The organism is Streptomyces gobitricini (assembly GCF_039532985.1).
In the GTDB taxonomy this organism is placed as follows: Bacteria; Actinomycetota; Actinomycetes; order Streptomycetales; family Streptomycetaceae; genus Streptomyces; species Streptomyces gobitricini.
Genome location: NZ_BAAASR010000006.1, coordinates 42,638 through 57,371 on the forward strand (window position 1 = coordinate 42,638; position 14,734 = coordinate 57,371).

At 73.0% G+C, this 14,734-nt stretch carries 14 protein-coding genes; 7 read left to right on the plus strand and 7 right to left on the minus strand.

Going from position 1 to position 14,734, the window contains the following annotated elements:
* Nucleotides 1-192: 192 nt before the first annotated feature.
* On the minus strand, nucleotides 193-825 hold the full coding sequence (locus ABD347_RS05840) for a TetR/AcrR family transcriptional regulator (RefSeq protein WP_344357246.1): 633 nt from the start codon (nucleotides 823-825) through the stop codon (nucleotides 193-195).
* An 83-nt stretch (nucleotides 826-908) separates the two neighbouring features.
* Here ABD347_RS05840 and ABD347_RS05845 point away from each other — a divergent pair, with 83 nt between their 5' ends.
* The 3 genes from ABD347_RS05845 (at nucleotide 909) to ABD347_RS05855 (ending at nucleotide 3,099) form a co-directional block, all read left to right on the plus strand.
* Nucleotides 909-1,778 (plus strand): alpha/beta fold hydrolase, encoded by an 870-nt coding sequence (locus ABD347_RS05845; protein WP_344357248.1) that lies wholly within the window; start codon nucleotides 909-911, stop codon nucleotides 1,776-1,778.
* A 139-nt stretch (nucleotides 1,779-1,917) separates the two neighbouring features.
* Nucleotides 1,918-2,694 carry a dienelactone hydrolase family protein gene (locus ABD347_RS05850; RefSeq protein WP_344357250.1) on the plus strand — a complete coding sequence of 259 codons (777 nt, stop codon included), beginning with the start codon at nucleotides 1,918-1,920 and terminating at the stop codon, nucleotides 2,692-2,694.
* A gap of 231 nt (nucleotides 2,695-2,925) precedes the next feature.
* Nucleotides 2,926-3,099, plus strand: a complete 174-nt coding sequence (locus ABD347_RS05855; RefSeq protein WP_425575584.1) for a hypothetical protein — start codon at nucleotides 2,926-2,928, stop codon at nucleotides 3,097-3,099.
* Between the two features lie 85 nt (nucleotides 3,100-3,184).
* Here the strand turns inward: ABD347_RS05855 and ABD347_RS05860 are convergent, their stop codons facing one another.
* From ABD347_RS05860 to ABD347_RS05880, 5 genes are all read right to left on the minus strand, one after another.
* Nucleotides 3,185-3,676, minus strand: coding sequence for a GNAT family N-acetyltransferase (locus tag ABD347_RS05860; protein WP_344357251.1), 492 nt, complete (start codon nucleotides 3,674-3,676; stop codon nucleotides 3,185-3,187).
* A gap of 486 nt (nucleotides 3,677-4,162) precedes the next feature.
* Nucleotides 4,163-4,480: a cupin domain-containing protein gene (locus tag ABD347_RS05865; RefSeq protein ID WP_344357881.1), complete on the minus strand. Its 318-nt coding sequence runs from the start codon at nucleotides 4,478-4,480 to the stop codon at nucleotides 4,163-4,165.
* A 94-nt stretch (nucleotides 4,481-4,574) separates the two neighbouring features.
* Nucleotides 4,575-6,128, minus strand: coding sequence for an APC family permease (locus ABD347_RS05870; protein ID WP_344357253.1), 1,554 nt, complete (start codon nucleotides 6,126-6,128; stop codon nucleotides 4,575-4,577).
* A 666-nt stretch (nucleotides 6,129-6,794) separates the two neighbouring features.
* The gene (locus ABD347_RS05875; protein ID WP_344357254.1) at nucleotides 6,795-7,208 is read right to left on the minus strand and encodes a PaaI family thioesterase; all 414 of its coding nucleotides are present in this window, start codon (nucleotides 7,206-7,208) and stop codon (nucleotides 6,795-6,797) included.
* A 175-nt stretch (nucleotides 7,209-7,383) separates the two neighbouring features.
* The gene (locus ABD347_RS05880; protein WP_344357256.1) at nucleotides 7,384-7,977 is read right to left on the minus strand and encodes a pentapeptide repeat-containing protein; all 594 of its coding nucleotides are present in this window, start codon (nucleotides 7,975-7,977) and stop codon (nucleotides 7,384-7,386) included.
* A 337-nt stretch (nucleotides 7,978-8,314) separates the two neighbouring features.
* On the opposite strand from ABD347_RS05880, the gene afsR reads away from it, so the two are divergent.
* The 4 genes from afsR (at nucleotide 8,315) to ABD347_RS05900 (ending at nucleotide 13,215) form a co-directional block, all read left to right on the plus strand.
* The gene (afsR, locus tag ABD347_RS05885) at nucleotides 8,315-11,362 is read left to right on the plus strand and encodes an SARP-family global regulator AfsR (RefSeq protein WP_344357259.1); all 3,048 of its coding nucleotides are present in this window, start codon (nucleotides 8,315-8,317) and stop codon (nucleotides 11,360-11,362) included.
* 198 nt (nucleotides 11,363-11,560) lie between these two features.
* Nucleotides 11,561-11,782: a hypothetical protein gene (locus ABD347_RS05890; protein ID WP_344357262.1), complete on the plus strand. Its 222-nt coding sequence runs from the start codon at nucleotides 11,561-11,563 to the stop codon at nucleotides 11,780-11,782.
* Between the two features lie 92 nt (nucleotides 11,783-11,874).
* Nucleotides 11,875-12,063, plus strand: coding sequence for a hypothetical protein (locus tag ABD347_RS05895; RefSeq protein ID WP_344357263.1), 189 nt, complete (start codon nucleotides 11,875-11,877; stop codon nucleotides 12,061-12,063).
* 402 nt (nucleotides 12,064-12,465) lie between these two features.
* Complete coding sequence (locus tag ABD347_RS05900; protein ID WP_344357265.1) at nucleotides 12,466-13,215, plus strand: hypothetical protein; 750 nt, start codon at nucleotides 12,466-12,468, stop codon at nucleotides 13,213-13,215.
* Here ABD347_RS05900 and ABD347_RS05905 read toward each other — a convergent pair.
* The coding region (locus tag ABD347_RS05905; RefSeq protein ID WP_344357267.1) for an outer membrane protein assembly factor BamB family protein at nucleotides 13,212-14,734 on the minus strand (1,523 nt) is incomplete at its 5' end. The genes ABD347_RS05900 and ABD347_RS05905 overlap by 4 nt on opposite strands.

Genomic DNA, 14,734 nt, shown 5'->3' on the forward strand with positions numbered 1-14,734 from the left:
GGTCTGTGGGACGCCGACCAGGCGGGTGCACGGTTTCCATGGCCGGACGGTTGCCACTACCCGGACCAGATCACCTTCGTCCGCCACACCCTCGACGACCGGCGCGAACAGCGCCGAAAACACCACACCCCCGAGGGATTGACCTCCAAGCACGCCTCAGCCTGGTCCGGGCTTCCGTACAGCTACCACCGACTACGGGGCAGAGTCGGACGTTTCAGTCCCACGCGGGGCGAGCAACCCCTCCAGCAGACGTTCCAGGGCTGCAGCCATCTCCGCGCGCGTGGCCTCGGGGTCCTCGGCGTGGGCGACCATGAGGGCAGCCTCGTCGAGCGCGCCCAGAAGGAGGTGGGCCAACGGGCGTACGGGCTGGGAAGCCAGAGCCCCGGCCGCGATCGCCGCCTCCAAGGTCGCCGTGATCACCCCGAGGCCGTGGTCCGCACCGATCTCACGCCAGCGTTGCCAGCCCAAAACCCCTGGGGCATCCAGCAGCAGGATGCGCTCCAACTCCGGCTCGGCAAAGATGTCGAGGAAGGCGCGCGCCCCAGCCTGGAGGGCCTGGACCGGATCGGCCGCAGTCGCCAGGACCTGGGTGGCGATCCGCTGGGTGACTTCGGCCTCGACCGCCTGCACCGCGGCGTCGAACAGGTCGGCCTTGTCGCGGAACTGGTGGTAGAGCGCTCCGCGGGTCACGCCTGCGGCCCGGACAATCTCCTCGGTTCCGACGCCTGCATACCCGCGCTCGGCGAAAAGCTGCCGGGCGGCCGTCACGAGCGCCGCCCGGGTGGCCTGGGAACGCTGCGCGTGCTTACTGCTGGTGGATTCCATCCTGCCCCCTTGATGTCCATACAGCCTGCACGTAATCTGCGTACATGCAGTATGTATTTAATTCTAGCGCGAGGAGTGCATGAATGCCGGAGGTCGCGCTCGCACAGGGAACCATCCACTACCGCGACACCGGAGAGGGGGAACCGGTCCTCTTCTTGCACGGCTACCTCATGGACGGCCGACTGTGGGACCCGGTCGTCGACCGGCTGACACCACGATTCCGGTGCATCAGACCCGACCTGCCGCTCGGCGCCCACCGGACCCCTCTGAACCCTGACACTGACCTCAGCCTGCCAGGGATCGCCCACCTGGTCGCCAACCTGCTCGCCGGTCTCGACCTGCGCGAAGTGACGCTGGTCGGCAACGACATGGGCGCCGGGCTTGCCCAGATCGTCGCGGCCAACCATCCCGAGCGGATTGGCCGTCTGGTACTCACCGACGGCGAGTGCTTCGACAACTGCCCGCCGGCCTGGTTCAGACCGCTCGTGCCGGCATCCCGCGTTCCGGGACTGCTCACCCTGGCCTTCCAGTCACTGCGGCTGCGCGCCGCGCGCCGCTTGCCCTGCGCGTACGGCTGGTTGACCAAGCGCGCGCTGCCCGACGACCTCATCGACGAGTGGGTCGAGGCGTTCTTCGGCGACCCCGGTGTCCGGCACGACTGCGTCAAGGTCACGCGAGATTTCGTCCCCGCTGCCCTCCTCGACGCCGCGAGGAGGCTCACCTCCTTCGACAAGCCCGCCCTGATCGCCTTCGCACCCGAGGACCGGCTCTTCCCGTTCGAGCACGCAGAGCGGCTGACGGCGATGCTGCCCGACGCCCGGCTGGAGGCCGTCCCTGACAGCCTCACTTGGGTCATGCGCGACCAGCCCGAGCTGATCTCCGCCTTGATCGGAGAGTTCATCCGCTCCACACCGACAGACCGGGCGGCGCCGGCGGATGCCGACCCGGCCTGAACACCGGCTCCACCAGCTTCTCCAACTACTACAGTCTCGTTCCGCGAGCCTCGCCGTACTTCAGAAGGAAACCCGCGCTGTTCTGCCACCGGCAGAACACCCGGCCGGACCGGGCTCGACGATCACTACGGTCCAGTTCATGACGACGATTACGACGCGTACGGTCGAGTATCCGGCCGACGGTTTGACGATGACCGGGCACCTCGCGCTCCCGGCCGGTGTCGACCGCCGGCCCGCGGTACTGCTCGGACCGGAGGGCATGGGGCTCAGTGACGTCGAGCGCCGCCGGGCCGATGCTCTCGCCGAGCTGGGATATGTAGCACTGGCCTTCGACCTTCACGGCGGGCGCTATTTGGGCGACCCCGAGGAGATGCTGGCCCGTTGCATGCCCCTGCTCGCTGATCCCGACCGGATGCGGGGCATCGGCCGTGCGGCACTCGACGTGTTGCGCACCGAACCGCGGACCGACCCCGACCGGATCGCCGCCGTCGGCTACGGCACCGGGGGCGCCATCGCGCTGGAACTCGGGCGCGGCGGCGTCAGCCTGCGCGCGATCGGCACAGTCAACGCACTGACCACGGGCCGACCGGGCGAGGCGGCACGCATTCGCTGCCCGGTGTGGGCCGGGGTCGGGTCGGAAGACCCGATCATGCCGCCCGCGCAACGGAACGCGTTCACCGCTGAGATGCAGGCCGCGGGTGTCGACTGGCGCCTCGCGGTCTACGGCGGCGCCTTGCACGCCTTCCACCACCCGCCGGTCGGCCACCCCGTGGTCCCCGGCGTCGGCTACCACCCACGGCACGCGCAGCGAGCCTGGCGCGACGTCGTCGACCTGCTCGCCGAGTGCCTGCCCGTAACAGGGGACCCCCAGGAACACCGCCGCCAGACCACCAAGCGTGTTCTCGGCGCACCGTAGAACGGGAGCGGGTCGCAGGCTTGAGGGCCGAAGCGCGGAGCCTCGCGGCGAAGTCCCGGGACTACCGCTCCTCCAGGCGGGTGGTACAGGACGTCCCAGTCCGCGTAGGTCGCTGGGGAGCTCCACCGCCAGGACTCGCGCCCGGTTGGGGGAGGCGGCGCGGGACTGCACCGCCCCGAAGTCCAACCGGCCCTCCCTCCAGAGCACGTATGGCGCAAGCCGCTGCACGCGATGATCGACGCTTTCACCAGCGCGGGATTCCGTCTGTCCGTCATCCGCGAGCCGCAGCCTGCCCCAGCCGCCCGTGATCTGTTCCCCGACGGCTTCCGCGACCTTTCGACCAAGCCCTGCTTCCTGTTCTTCGTCGTGGAGGCGCTGCCGTCGGGCATCGACCCGGAGGCCTGAAGCGGCACGATCGTTTGTCTTCACACACCCACGATCAGCGGTGGCCGCGGCCTTCCCGCAGCCGGCCCACCAGCACGATCACGCTCTACTGCTGCAGTACCAAGTCGCGCTGGTACCAGGGGCCTGACCTACCACCGAGGTCGGCCGGGCCGACCAGGGCAAACCCGGCCTTGATCAGCACCCTCTGGGACGCGACGTTCTCACGGGAGGTACCCGCCCGCAGGGTGCGCAGCCCGTGCCGCGCCACCGCCAGCCGGCACAGCTCCCGGATGGTCGTGGTCGCCACGCCGCGGCCGGCGACGTGCTGCGCGACCCGGTAACCGAGCTCAGCAGTGCCGTTTTCGATGTCGTACAGGTTGAACCGGCCCAGAACCGAGCCGTCCTCGGCAACGAGCACGTAGAAGGCGCAGATGCCGGCCTCCTGCTCGGCCAGCAGGGCACCGTACCGGTCGGTGAACTTGTCGAAGAAGTCATCGCCGCGGTCGGGGACCGAGGCAGCGAAGTAGGCGCGGTTCGCCAGCTCGAAGGCGAGGACCGCCGGGGCATGGCCGGCATGCAGCCGCTTCAGTTTGGGCACCGGCCGACCCTAACCGGATGGTGCGTTCGGATCATCCGAGTTTCCGCCAGCGGCGGACAATCCCGCGACCGGGGCACATAACGATCCACGGCTGGAGTACTCAGCAGCACACGGAAACATCCTGGATCGGACGGTTCGGGGCGCTCCTGCGTCTGCTTCACGGCGCAGCGAGGCTGGGGGGCACCTGCTCGCTGTCCGGGTGCCGATTCCGTCGCACTGGAGAGCGATGACACTCGAGAGCCACCCGCAGTCAGCCGGCACTTCCACTGCCCGCCCCGTCCCGCGCTCCTCGGAAAAACGTGGCGTCACCCTGGCGCCGGGGCTGCCGGGCGCGCTCGCGGCGTTCACGAACCCGGTGTTCCTCGGGGAGGAGTGACCGGCGGGCCCGCCGGGCCGGGGGTCCCGGGCACGGCGGCGTCGGCGTCGGCGTCCACCCGGTGGCACGCGGACGCGACACCGTGGGCAGGCCCGCGCGGGTGACGTCCCTCAGTCGTTGACGGCGGTGAGCAGGACCGCCGCGTCCGTCACCGCCGTCACCCCGTGCCGTTCGGGCGGCAGCAGGTACAGGGAGCCCATGGTCAGCTCCACGTCTCCGGACTGGGCCGTCACCCTCACCACGCCCCGCAGCACCTGAAGGGACGCGGCGGGCGGGGTGTTGTGCTCGTCGAGCGAGGTGCCGGCGGTGAGCGCGATGACGCTCTGCCGCAGTGGCGGGTCGCGCAGGATCAGGTTGGCGCTGCGGCCGTGCTCGTCGGCGTGGGCGTTGACGAGGTGTTCCTCTGCGATGGCGTTGAGGTCGTACATACCGTCCACCTTGCCCCGCTGCCGGATCGTACGCATACGGAAGGGCGGACACCGTGCCGTCCCACGGTGCCCGCCCTTCCGGCTCAGGTGTGTGTCAGTCCGCGACGACGAGGGCCGGGGTCTCCTGGGTGAGGACCTCACCGCGGAAGAACTCCGGGCTGCGGCGCTGCATCACCATCATGATCACCACGCCGAGCAGCAGCAGGCCCACACCGATCACGAAGACCGAGCCGATGCCGAACACCGACGAACCGCTGCCGTAGGCCGGGTCCCGGATGTCGTACAGCGTCTGCCCGAAGACGGCGGTGAGCATCAGACCGCCGAGGCCGGGGAAGATGCCCTTGACCGCCAGGTCACGCGCCGAGCGGCGCAGCTCGCGGCGGAAGAACCAGACGCAGGCGAAGGCGGTGATCGCGTAGTAGAAGCAGATCATCAGGCCGAGCGCGTAGATGGTGTCGATGAGGACGTTCTCGCTGACCAGCGACATCACGGCGTAGAAGAGGCCGGTGGCGACGCCCGCGACGACCGTGGCGCGGCCGGGGGTCCTGAAGCGCGGGTGGATCTTGGCGAAGGACGACGGCATGGCCTTGTACGTGCTCATGGCGAGGGCGGTGCGCGCCACCGGGATGAAGGTGGTCTGCAGGCTCGCGGCCGCGGAGGCGACGACGGCGAGGAAGAGCAGGACGCCGAGGCCGGAGCCCATGATCGGTTCGGCGAGCACGGCGAACACGTTGTCCGCGGTGTCGGGGTTGCCCAGGCCGGTGCCCGTATCGCCGATGCCCGCGTACATCTGGGAGGCGATGGCGATCATCAGGTACGAGGCGACGATCACGACCATGGCGAGCATGGCGGCGCGGCCGGGCGTCCGGGCGCTGCCGGTGCTCTCCTCGTTGATGGACAGACAGGCGTCCCAGCCCCAGTAGATGAAGATCGACAGGGAGAGGCCGGCGGTGAAGGCGGCGAAGGACTCCACGCCGAAGGGGTTCATCCAGGACCAGGAGAAGTCGAGCGACCCGGCGGCCTCCGGGGCCTTGGTGATCGCCATGAAGGCGAAGATCACCAGGACGGAGAGCTGAAGGCCGACCAGGGCGTACTGGACCCACTTGGTGGCGGTGATGCCCCGGTAGCTGATGGCCGTGGCGATCGCGATGAAGGCGAGGGTGGTGGCGATGTGCACGGCCTTGTTGCCGTCGAGGGCCGCGATCGAACCGCTGCCCGTGACCTCACCGAGGAGCAGGTAGAAGTAGGAGGTCGCGACACCCGCGAGGTTGGAGAGCACCACGATGGTGGCCACGAGCAGGCCCCAGCCGCACATCCATCCGACACGCGGCCCGAAGGCCTTCACCGACCAGGTGAAGGACGTTCCACAGTCCGGCACCGCGCGGTTCAGCTCGCGGTAGGCGAAGGCCACCAGGAGCATCGGCAGGAAGCCGGCGAGGAAGATGGCGGGCATCTGCAGCCCGACCTCACTGACCGTGGGGCCGAGTGTGGCCGTCAGGCAGTAGACGGGGGCGACGGTGGACACGCCGATGACGGCACCGCCCATGAGCCCGACCGAGTTGTCGCCGAGCCCCTTCTTGCGTACGCCCCCTTGGGAGCCGCTCATTACCGTGTCTCCGGCCTGGGGCCGCGCTTCCACCTGAGTCATGTGAAGGACGTTAGGTGCTGCGGTTTCCACATCCGGAAGAAGGAAGTCCGCGATCTTTGCCTTGCATTGCACGGACGGATGTGCCTCCTGGCAATGAAAATAAGATCGCCTCCAACCTGCGCCGACCGATTGGTAGGTGAAAACCGCACCGTCCGATATGCGGGAACCGCAGCGGTGTCCGAATTGCCCGTTTCTAAATTTTCCCGCACTGTTTTCGGCCGGGCAGCACGAACGACGGCGGCTCGTTGTACGCGTGCGGCGTCGCGCCCCGGTGTCCCGGGCCCGCACCGACCCCCTCGAAGCCTCGGACGGCGCGCCCACGACGGCCCCCGCGATCCGTCCGGACCCGATCGCGACCGGCACCGGCCCGCACCCGCGTCCGGCCCGACGGGCCGTGCGGGGCCGTCCCCACGGGGGGCGAGGCCGGCGGGAGGACTCCCGTACACACGGGGCCCGAGGCCGCCGGCCTCGCGAAGTCGAGCCCGGAGGCCCCGCCCCCACCACCCGCACCCGCACCCGCGCCGGCCCCGGCCCGCGCCAGTCCGCACCGGACCCGCACCCGCCCGGGCAGCCGCGCCCTACCGGATCCCAGGGCCGTCCGCCGGTCACCGCACCCGCCCCCGGGGTCCGGCGGGATGGCCGCCGCGCCACCCAGGGGGGCGGGCCTCAGCCGAGCAGCGCGTACACCGTGGAGGCCCGGGCCGCGGGCTCCGCCGCCCCCTCCGCCGTCATCGTGATCTCCGCGAACGCCATCCGCTTGCCCAGCTTGGTGATCCGCGCGTCCACCAGCACGTCGGCGCCGGTCACCGCGCGCATGAAGCTGGTGGACTGCTGCACGGTGGTCATGGGCACGAACGCCCCTCGCGCCGAGGACACCGCGACCACCGTGGCGGTGTCGGCCGCCGCCATCAGTGCCTGCCCCGACAGCCCGCCCCCTTCCCGCGCCAGGCGCCCGTCCCACGGCAACCGCAGAACGGCGTGCGCCTCACCCGCCTCCACGACGGACAGACCGAGCTCCAGCACCCACGGCGCGAAGTTGTCGGCGAGGATCTTGTCGGCTTCGGCGAGCGTCAGAGTCATGGCGGGATGCTGCCGCCGCGCCCCGGCACCCAAACCCCACCGCCATGCCATCCGCGCCCCGGCGACCCCGTCCCCCACCGGCCACCGCCCGACCCCACCGGCGACCCCGTCCCCCACCGGCCGTCCCCCGCCGGCCACCGCCACCCCGCATCCCCACCCCCCGCCGCCCCTGACGTCAGCCCAGCGCGAACCCCAGCGCCGTCGCGATGACCGCCGCCTGCTCCAGGTCGATCCGGGCGCCCGCCACCTCCACCGCCAGGGGGTCCAGCGAGGACAGGTCGCTGCCCCGCAGGTCCGCGTCCTTCAGCGTGGCGCCGCCGAGCGCCGCGCCGGACAGGTCGCACCGCACGACGCTCGCGCCCTCCATGCGGGCGGCGGTCAGGTCGGCCTCGCGGAGCCGGACGCCGTCGAAGCCGGCCTTCCGCAGGTCAGCGCCCCGGAAGCCGGCGAACGACCAGTCGCCGCCGGTGACCTGCAGGAGCCCGAACGTCGACTGCTCGAAGCGGCTGCCGACGAGCTTGCACTGCTCGAAGCGCGCGTCGAAGAAGCCGCACTTGCGGAAGGAGCAATTGGTGAACGCCGCGGCGGTGTGCCGCGAGGCGTTGAACCGCACCCCCGAGAAGACGCACTCGTCGAAGACCGCCCCCTCGTTCACCACCTCGGTCCAGTCCGTGTCGTAGAAGGTGCAGCCCGTGTACGTCGTCCCGGAGCCCAGCTCCCGGCCGTACCAGTCCTCACCACGGACCACGAGATCGCGTTCGCTCACCATGCGGTCCATTGAACCGGCCGCCACTGACAGCGGCCCGGGCCGTCGGCGCGGGGGTGGAGAGGAGGCGGCTTCCCATCGGTCCGGACGCCCTCACCGTCCAACACGGGAGGCAGGGGCCCGCCGGGCCGAGGGCGACGGACTCCCGAGGACTCTCCCGAGGACGACGGACACGGCAGTGTCCCCGCCGAGCGCCGCGGCTCACACCTGACGGGCTGTCAGGCGCTCCGGTGGGAGATCGTGTCACGACCTTGTGCAGAGCGTCACCCACTGCTGACGCAAACGCCACCGACAAGGCAGACTGTCGGGGGCGAGACCAGCGGTACGGGCAGGGGGAGCTATGGACCGTGAAGACGGGCCGCGAGTGCCGGAGCAGCGCGCTCCACAGCCGGGTCCCGCGGCGGGCGGCGGCGCCGGCGCGGGCGACCCGCGCGGCGGCCCGCACGGCGAGCACGACGGCCCGCGCGACGCACGGCACGGCGAGTACGACGGCTGCCCGCGCGGCGACCTGCGGTTCGGCGTGCTCGGTCCGGTACGCGCCTGGCGCGGTGGCGAACCGCTGCCGTCCGGATCCCCGCAGCAGCGGGCCCTGCTGGCCGCGCTGCTGCTGCGCGACGGGCGCACGGCGACGGCCGCCGAACTGATCGACGCCATCTGGGGCGAGGAGCCGCCCTCGCAGGCCCTCGCCGCGGTGCGGACGTACGCCTCCCGGCTGCGCAAGGTCCTCCCGCCGGGCGTGCTGGTCAGCGAGTCGGGCGGGTACGCGATCCGGGGCCGCTCCGACGCCCTCGACCTGAACGTCGCGCAGGAGCTGGCCGCCGAGGCGGAGAAGGCGCGGGTGGGCGGCGACCGGGCCCGGGCCCGGGGGTTGATCGACCGGTCGCTCGGCCTTTGGGACGGCGAACCCCTCGCGTCCGTCCCCGGCCCCTACGCCGAGACGCAGCGCGCCCGCCTGGAGGAGTGGCGGCTCCAGCTGCAGGAGACCCGGCTCGACCTGGACCTGGAGTACGGCCACCACGCCGAGGCGGTGTCGGAGCTGACCGCGCTGACCGCCGCGCACCCGCTGCGCGAGCGGCTGCGGGAGCTGCTGATGCTGGCCCTGTACCGCAGCGGGCGGCAGGCGGAGGCACTCGCCGTGTACGCCGACACCCGCCGGCTCCTCGCCGACGAGCTGGGCGTCGACCCGCGCCCCGAGCTGGCGCGGCTCCAGCAGCGCATCCTGCGGGCGGACGCGGAGCTGGCCCGGCCGGTGGAGGAGCCGTCCCCCGCCCCCGCCGTCTCGCGCCCGGCCCAGCTGCCCGCCACGGTGCCGGACTTCACCGGGCGGGCGGCGTTCGTACGGGAGCTGAGCGACCGGCTGGCCACGGCCGAGGGCTCGGTGATGGCCGTGTCGGCGCTCGCCGGCATCGGCGGGGTCGGCAAGACGACGCTCGCCGTGCACGTCGCCCACGCGGCGCGCCCGCGCTTCCCGGACGGGCAGCTGTACGTGGACCTCCAGGGCGCGGGCGCGCGCGCCGCGGAGCCCGAGACGGTGCTGGGCGCCTTCCTCCGGGCGCTGGGCACCCAGGACTCGGCCATCCCCGACACCCTCGACGAGCGGGCCGCGCTGTACCGGTCGGCGCTCGCCGGGCGGCGGGTGCTGGTCCTGCTGGACAACGCGCGGGACGCCGCGCAGGTGCGGCCGCTGCTGCCGGGTACGGAGGGGTGCGCCGCCCTGGTCACCAGCCGGGTCCGGATGGTCGACCTGGCGGGCGCGCACCTGGTGGACCTGGACGTGATGTCGCCGGAGGAGGCCCTCCAGCTCTTCACCAAGATCGTGGGCGCCGAGCGGGTCCGGGCGGAACGGGAGGCGGCGCTCGACGTGGTCGCCGCGTGCGGCTTCCTGCCCCTGGCGATCCGTATCGCCGCCTCGCGCCTGGCGGCGCGGCGCACCTGGACGGTCGCGGTGCTCGCGGCCAAGCTCGCCGACGAGCGCCGCCGTCTGGACGAGCTCCAGGCGGGCGACCTCGCCGTCAAGGCCACCTTCGAGCTGGGCTACGGCCAGTTGGAGCCCGCCCAGGCCCGCGCGTTCCGCCTCCTGGGCCTCGCCGACGGTCCCGACATCTCCCTCGCGGCCGCGGCGGCCGTGCTGGACCTTCCCCTCCACGAGGCGGAGGACCTCCTGGAGTCCCTGGTCGACACCTCGCTCCTGGAGTCGGCCGCCGCGGGCCGCTACCGCTACCACGACCTGGTCCGCCTCTACGCGCGTGCGTGCGCCGACCGGGACGAACAGCCCCCCTCGGAGCGGGACCTGGCCCTCTCCCGCCTCCTCGACTTCTACCTGTCGACGGCCGCCCGGGTCTACGCGATCGAGCGCCCCGGCGACCGTCTGGTCGACCACCTGGAGCCGACGACCTACGCCGGTCTGACCTTCACCGATCGCCACATGGCCCTCGACTGGCTCTACGCGGAGGCGAACTGCCTCCTCGCCTGTGCGCGGCAGGCCACGGGCGGCGCGGGCCTGCGACGCGCGGTGGACCTGCTGTGGGCGGCGAAGGACCTCGCGGAGTCGGGCGCGAACTCCAAGCAGTACGAAGCGGCTGCCGTGGCCGCCCGCGAGGCGGCCCGCGCCGCCGGCGACCCCCGCGCCGAGGCCCGTGCCCGTACGACCCTGACCAACGTCCACCTGGTGGCGGGCCGTTACGACGAGGCCGACGACGAGGCCCGCACCGCACGGGCGCTGGCCGTCGAGGTGGGCGACGTGGCGCCGGTGTACTGGGCGGACAACGACCGGGGGATCATCGCCCTCAACCAGGGCCGGTTCGCCGAGGCCGAGGAACACCTGCTCAGCGGGAGGGAGGGCTCGCGCGCGGACGGGAACCCGCCCGGGGAGGCGAGCGCCCTGTGCAACCTCTCCCGGCTTCATCTGATCACCGGCCGCCCGGCCAGCGCCATCACGCTCGCCCGCCACGGCATCGAGCTCTACGAGCACATCGGCAGCGAACTGCGGCTGGCCAACGGCCTTTACGCCCTGGGGGTCGCGCTGGCCCGGGCCGGCCGTCACGCGGAGGCCCTGGAGCGGTTCAACGAGGCCCTGTACAGCTTCGGGAAGAACCGCCAGCGACTCTGGGAGGGGACCACCTACTTCCGTATCGCCGAGACCCACCTGTCCGCCCGTCGTCCCGCCATCGCGGCGCAGCACGCCGAGCAGGCTCTCGCGCACGGTTGCATCGGCGGGGACCGCATGCGGGGCAATGTGCTGACCACCCTGGGCCAGGCGCTCAACGCCCTCGGCCAGCGGGACCGAGCCCGGGCGTGCTGGTGCGAGGCGCTCGCTCTCTACGAGCAGATGAACGCCCCGGAGGCCGAGCGGGTACGGGGCCTGCTGCTGCCGCTCGCGGCCGCCTGAGCCGCCACGACGCGGACGTTCAGCGTTCGTTTATCCGCACCCGGCACTCTCTTATCCAACGATCCGTCGCGTCGGGGGGCAGACGGTTCGCCTGGGACTCACCGCTAAGGTGAGCGGTCCCAATGCGCCCGTTCGGAAATCCTCGGGGGAGTGGCCGAACGGGCGCAGCCCAGCACCGCATGACAACGGGGAGTTGCGATGAGCGACACGAGGAACGAAGAGATCGTCACGATGGGGGACAACCACACGCCGGCCCCGCCCAAGGACGGCATGGTGACGATGGGGGACAACCACACTCCGGCACCGCCGAAGGACGGCCTCGTGACCCTGGGCGACAACCACACTCCGGTCCCGCCCAAGGACGGCCTCGTGACCACCATGGGCGACAACCACACGCCGGCCCCGCCTGCCGGTCTCTGAGTCCTCTGTCCGACGGGGTGCGGCCGCGGCGGCGCGGAGGGGGAGCCGCCGCGGCCGCGGCACGCGCGTCACGCAACCGCACAGGAGTTGGCATGATCCGCACCACTCGCCTGCCGGCCATGGCCTTCGTCGTGGCCGCCGTCACCGGAGTCGTGACGTCCGCGCACGCGGCGGCGGCCGGCGACCGGGACAGACCCACCACCGCGACGAAGAGCGTGTACATCACCGGCGGCCCCACCACGCTGAGCGACAACCACGCGCCCATCGGCCCCCGCCAGTAGGCAGCCGCTGAAAGGGTGCCGGACCGAGCCGGTCCGGCACCCTTTCGGCGTCCCCGGGACCGTGCCGGGGCGAGGCCGGGACGGGGCGCCGCGTCCGGTGGGGTGGGGCGGGGCGGGGCAGCGACCTCGTTCGGCACCCTTCGGCGTTCGCCGGGCCGGGACCGTGCCGGGGTGCGGGGCGGCGCGTCCGGTGAGGGCGGGCGGGGGCCGTCAGAGGGGGTCCTCGTCGCGCGGTCGGCGGGATGCTCCTCGTACTCGCCACCGTCGCCCGTGCCGTGCCGCTGTACGGCATCGCCTCAGCGAGCCGGGGCGGCGGTCCGGCGCCGCCCCGCCGTGTGGCGCCCCTCCCCCGGGCGGCGTAGCGTCGTGATCGAGAGCCGCACCCTCTTAGGGAGGCTGAGGATGGTCCGCAATGTCATCGCCTCGCTCCTTGCTCTCGTCGGAGCGACGGCCGCCGTCTGGAGCCCCTTCCGTGCCTGGTACGACGGCCGTCACGGCCGTGATTACCGCATCGCCGACCTGTTCGGCGGGATCACCGGCTCGCAGGCCGATCTCTGGACCTCGCTCCTCCTGCCGTTCGCCTTCGCCGCGCTGGTGACGCTGGTGGGCCTGATGCTGCGGTCGCGGGGGCTGATCGCCCTCGCGGGGCTCATCGTGCTGGGCTTCACCATCCTGTGGATGGTCCGCCAGGGGCAGGCCGCCGGCGGTCTGAGCGTCGAGTCCGACGGCTCGGGCCTCGGCCAGGGCGCCGGCCTGGCGGCGGGCGGCGGCATACTCCTGCTGCTGGCCGCCGCGCTGATGGCCGGCCGCAGGCACGTGGAGCGGGAACCCCACGAAGCGGGCGGGCACGGTCGGCTGCACGGGCACCGGCACGGCCACGGCACGGGCGCACCCGAGCGCCACGAGGAGCCGTACCGGGAGCCCCACGAGGAGCCGTACCGGGAGCCCCACGGTGAGCCGTACGACGACTCCGGCAGGCATGCCTACGGACAGCGGCCGTACGCGGGCGACGCCCCGACGGCCGAGTACCCCCGCCACGACGAGGGGTACGGCGACCGTCCGGGCGGGCCGGACCCGGGGCCGGACGAACCGGGCCGCGGGCAGGACGGACCCGGCCACCGGCCGCGCTGGCCGCGCCGCGGGCGCGACTAGCGCCCGCCGGCGCCGCCCCGGCCCGTCGCCGTGCCCTTGACCGCGTCGAGCGCGTAGACGCACCGGTCCTTGCTGCACGCGTAGACGACCCCGGCGCGCGCGACCAGCGAGCCGGTGATCTCGCCGCCCGTGGTGAGCTTCCAGCGGAGCTGGCCGCCGCTCGCGTCCAGCGTGTACAGCACGTGGTCGGCCGAGCCGAAGTGCAGACGGCCGTCCGCCACGACCGGGGCGCCGATGATCGGCCCGCCGGCCGGGAACCGCCACTTCGGGGTGCCGGTCACCGCGTCGAGCGTGTACACCGCGCTGCCGCCGGCGACGTGGACGTTGCCGTCCGCGACGAGCACCGGTTCGGTCGACTGGCGGGACTCGGTGGCGATGCGCCAGCGGTCCTTGCCGGTCGTGGCGTCGAGCGCGTACACCGTGCCCAGGTAGTCGGCGAGGTAGACCCCGCCGCCGGTGACCGCCGGACCGGGGGCGAAGGCGGGTGGGGAGAGGAAGACCGCCGGGGCCTCGAAGTGCCAGCGGACGTGGCCGGACCTGGTGTCGACGGACAGCACCCGGGTGCCGGCCGCCACGTACACGTAACCGTCCTCGGCGGGCGTGACGCGCACGGGAACGCCGCCGCAGGAGGCGGCGTCGCCGATCGGGTACGACCAGCGCTCGGTGCCCGTACGGGCGTCGAGGGCGCGCAGCCGCGCGTCCTGCCACACGTACACGGTGTCGCCGTGGATCACCGGCCCGCCCTCGGGCGTCTCGAAGTCCGTCTGGGCGCCCGTGATCTCCCACAGCCTGGCGCCGTTGGCGGCCTCCCAGCCCTGCACTCCGCCACCGCGCGTGCCGGTGACGACGGTGCCGCGGTCGACCCGGAGGCAGTACACCCAGGCGTCGGTCCGCAGCCGCCACCGCTCGCTGCCGTCGAGCGCGTCGAGGGCGTAGAGGGACGGCCCGTCCGAGGCGTGGATGCGCCCGTCGGCCACCACCATGGACCAGGCGACGTCCCGGGTCTTGAACTGGCGGCGCCCGGTGCCGACGTCCAGCGCGTGGACCTCGAAGGACGTGACGTACAGCAGGTCGCCGGCGACGGCCGGGGTGCCCCACACGTCGTTGGACATCCGGAACCGCCACGGCCGCCAGTGCCCGGGGCCCTCGGGCTCCTGGGAGGCGGTGGGGGCGGGGACGGGCGGGCCCGCCGGCGGCGCGGGCTGGGCCGGGACCGGCGGGGCCGGGTCGGCGCCGTGGGGGCCGCCGGCGGGGCGGCGGATCCAGCCGGTGGCCGGACCGGCGTCGACGGCGAACGCGGCGCGGGTGTCGGCGACGCGGGGCCCGGGGCCGATCGGCACGGGGGCGCCGGGCAGCCGCACGGGAGCGGCGGGGGCCGCCTGACCGGTACGGGGGTCGCCGTTGCCGCCCCGGCGGGGCGCCTCCCAGTCACGGCCGTGCCGGGGGCCGGGCGGGGGCGCGGCCGGCGGGGGCGGGGCGGACGGCGGCGGGGGCGGCGCGGCCGGGGGCGGCGGGGTGC

Coding starts and splice junctions, on each gene's coding strand:
- ABD347_RS05840 (WP_344357246.1), bottom strand. CDS start 825: ATGGAATCCACCAGCAGTAAGCACGCGCAGCGTTCCCAGGCCACCCGG.
- ABD347_RS05845 (WP_344357248.1), top strand. CDS start 909: ATGCCGGAGGTCGCGCTCGCACAGGGAACCATCCACTACCGCGACACC.
- ABD347_RS05850 (WP_344357250.1), top strand. CDS start 1,918: ATGACGACGATTACGACGCGTACGGTCGAGTATCCGGCCGACGGTTTG.
- ABD347_RS05855 (WP_425575584.1), top strand. CDS start 2,926: ATGATCGACGCTTTCACCAGCGCGGGATTCCGTCTGTCCGTCATCCGC.
- ABD347_RS05865 (WP_344357881.1), bottom strand. CDS start 4,480: ATGTACGACCTCAACGCCATCGCAGAGGAACACCTCGTCAACGCCCAC.
- ABD347_RS05870 (WP_344357253.1), bottom strand. CDS start 6,128: ATGACTCAGGTGGAAGCGCGGCCCCAGGCCGGAGACACGGTAATGAGC.
- ABD347_RS05875 (WP_344357254.1), bottom strand. CDS start 7,208: ATGACTCTGACGCTCGCCGAAGCCGACAAGATCCTCGCCGACAACTTC.
- ABD347_RS05880 (WP_344357256.1), bottom strand. CDS start 7,977: ATGGTGAGCGAACGCGATCTCGTGGTCCGTGGTGAGGACTGGTACGGC.
- afsR (WP_344357259.1), top strand. CDS start 8,315: ATGGACCGTGAAGACGGGCCGCGAGTGCCGGAGCAGCGCGCTCCACAG.
- ABD347_RS05890 (WP_344357262.1), top strand. CDS start 11,561: ATGAGCGACACGAGGAACGAAGAGATCGTCACGATGGGGGACAACCAC.
- ABD347_RS05895 (WP_344357263.1), top strand. CDS start 11,875: ATGATCCGCACCACTCGCCTGCCGGCCATGGCCTTCGTCGTGGCCGCC.
- ABD347_RS05900 (WP_344357265.1), top strand. CDS start 12,466: ATGGTCCGCAATGTCATCGCCTCGCTCCTTGCTCTCGTCGGAGCGACG.